This window comes from Roseibium denhamense, from assembly GCF_009711415.1.
In the GTDB taxonomy this organism is placed as follows: Bacteria; Pseudomonadota; Alphaproteobacteria; order Rhizobiales; family Stappiaceae; genus Roseibium; species Roseibium denhamense.
On sequence record NZ_SMLZ01000081.1, the window covers coordinates 1 to 2371 of the forward strand.

3 protein-coding genes are annotated in these 2371 nt (G+C 58.0%); all 3 read right to left on the reverse strand.

The annotated features are described in order from the left end of the window. On the reverse strand, nucleotides 1-225 hold a 225-nt coding region (locus E1180_RS22135; RefSeq protein ID WP_208996831.1), incomplete at its 3' end, for a hypothetical protein. 55 nt (nucleotides 226-280) lie between these two features. Beyond that, complete coding sequence (locus E1180_RS01725) at nucleotides 281-802, reverse strand: hypothetical protein (protein ID WP_155189361.1); 522 nt, start codon at nucleotides 800-802, stop codon at nucleotides 281-283. Nucleotides 803-1136: 334 nt separating this feature from the next. After that, nucleotides 1137-2371: amino acid permease (locus tag E1180_RS01730; RefSeq protein ID WP_155189383.1), on the reverse strand; the 1235-nt coding region annotated here is incomplete at its 5' end.

Genomic DNA, 2371 nt, shown 5'->3' on the forward strand with positions numbered 1-2371 from the left:
ACACGCCACGCGAAGGATAATGCGCAGTTGCCGTGTGACGCGCGTCACAGTTTTATCCTGTCCGGGAAACAGTTCGCTCAAAAGAGGGCCGAACGAACGGGCCTTAGGCACCCCGCTCCGGGGGAAATGACGGCTTTCAAAAGATGCTGTGAAGAAATGTGCCAGATTGCTGGCGCTTAAATGCAAGGCGCAGTCATCGAAGGGTTGGTATAGAAGGGCAGGCATGGAAAAAGCCCGCACCACTGCGGGCCTCTTTCTAGGACGGATCGATTTTAAGGAATCAGGCCCGCTTCTGGCGGTCAATGGCGCGGAGCACCCCCACCAGGACGATCGCATAAAGAACATGCCCCACCAGGGCGACCCAGGTAATGCCGGTGAAGTTCAAAAAGAACGGAAGGCCGGCGATCGCTGTAATCCCGCCAATGGCAAAGACCCAAAGGCCGGCGCCATAAAGGGCTGCTGGCAAGACCCAATGGGTGTCTCCGATGGTCCGCTGCCACAGAGGCGCAAAAACAAACATCCAGCCGATGGGATATCCGATCAGGCCAACGGCATAAAAATGAACGAAGTATCCGGCAAAAGCATTGCTGGGCAGTCCGAGACTGCTCAGAAGACTTTGCGCAAGGCCATGCGGGGACAGGTTGGCAAATCCGAGACCCGGGCTGATCAGTTGGCCCCAAAGGTCGAAGGCGATTGTGGCAAAAAAGCCGGAGATAAACATAAGGCCCAGCGTGTCCACGCTGAGCGCGGGCAGACTGGCGGCAAGAGGGCGCCTTGATGGATGTGAGGCAAGGGTTGTCATGATGGATCGCTCTCAGTTTCGTTGGCAGTAAGCCTCATGTGGGCCCGCTGAGGGCCGGGGCAAAATCAAGGCCATCGACGTTTCCGTGAACGGATTTTCCGGCTCTTCTCCGCCTCTTGGCTCTTTGTTTTGGCTGAACCATGGCTGGATATCGTGAGCGTTGTGAGGGCACCGTCACGAAAAATGACGCCAGGGTGACTTGAGGTGATCCGGCGCGGTGCCCACAGAGGCGGTCGCCGCTGGTTTTATCTCTGCGAGACCTGCTCATCCCGCCTGGAAGTTCGGCCATCTTTGAAACAGTGAAGGATACGGACCGGCAAAGGGCCTGAAATGTTCACGGTTCGGCATGCGCGCTTTGCACCCAGGAAGGACGCTTCAAGGCATGGATCAGGATCGGCAATCCAATGAAGACCACAAAGCCGGCTGCAACCACCGCCACATAGGTCAGCGGACTGCCGACCGGCAACTGGCTAGGCGGGAAGAACGAGGTGACAAAGGCAAAGGCAACGCCCGCAAATCCGGTGCCGGCAACGATCAGAAGACCAGGCGTGCCGCCCGGTACCCTGTAACTCCGGTCCGCATCAGGATGCGTGAAGCGAAGCCGCACCGCAGCCGCATACATCATCATATACATGACCAGGTAGAGGGTGATGGTCATGGCGGACAGCAGGAAGAAGGCAACGGAGACGTTTTTCAGAACAAAATAAAGCAGCGCCAGAACCGTGACGATGCCGCCCTGGATGAGAAGGATTGTGACTTGGACGCCATTTTTGTTGGTCCGGGCCAAGAAGGGCGGAAGTTCGCCGTCCCGGGCGGTTCGCAAAAGCCCCCGGCTGGGACCCGTAATCCATGACATGACCCCGGCAAGTGCCCCCAAGGCGATCAAAAGAGCCAGAATAGGGACGAGCCAGCCGAGCCCGAATCCTTTAAGCGCAATGTCAAATGCCTGCATCGGCCCCTGATCGAGAGCGATCTGGCCCGCCGGTACAATTGAGGCCAGTGCGAGGGAGCCGAGGAGAAACAGCGCCACGATTACCACGACAGATAATAGAATGGCCTTGGGGAAGTCGCGGGACGGATCCTTCAGCTCGTTGGCATGGACGGCGTGTACTTCGACCCCCGCAAAGAGAAGGACGATGCCGCCCAGGAACGCCAGTGAAGACAGACCGCTGATATGCGGAAAGAGATGCACATGCGCGGTGCCGCCCGTCAGGGTCGTCCCATCCAGAAAGGCCATCGTTTGCCCGTCGGCAATCCATGCAGCGCCAAGCGCAATGATCAAAAGGCCTGGGACGACAGTGCCAAGCAAAAATCCGAGGGAGGTGAACCGGGCGGCAGCGCCTGTTCCGGTCAGCGCGATGGCGGTGGCGAACCAGTAGGCTGCAATGATAACAGTGCCTGTATAAATGCCATTATCCGCCAGGTCCGGGCGGCCAATTACATAGGCAAGTGTTGCAGCCGCAAATGCGAGTACGGTTGGATACCAGACGACATTCTGGATCCATTGCAGCCAGATTGCCACAAATCCGGCCCGGGCACCAAAGGGTGCCTTGACCCAGTCATAGACCC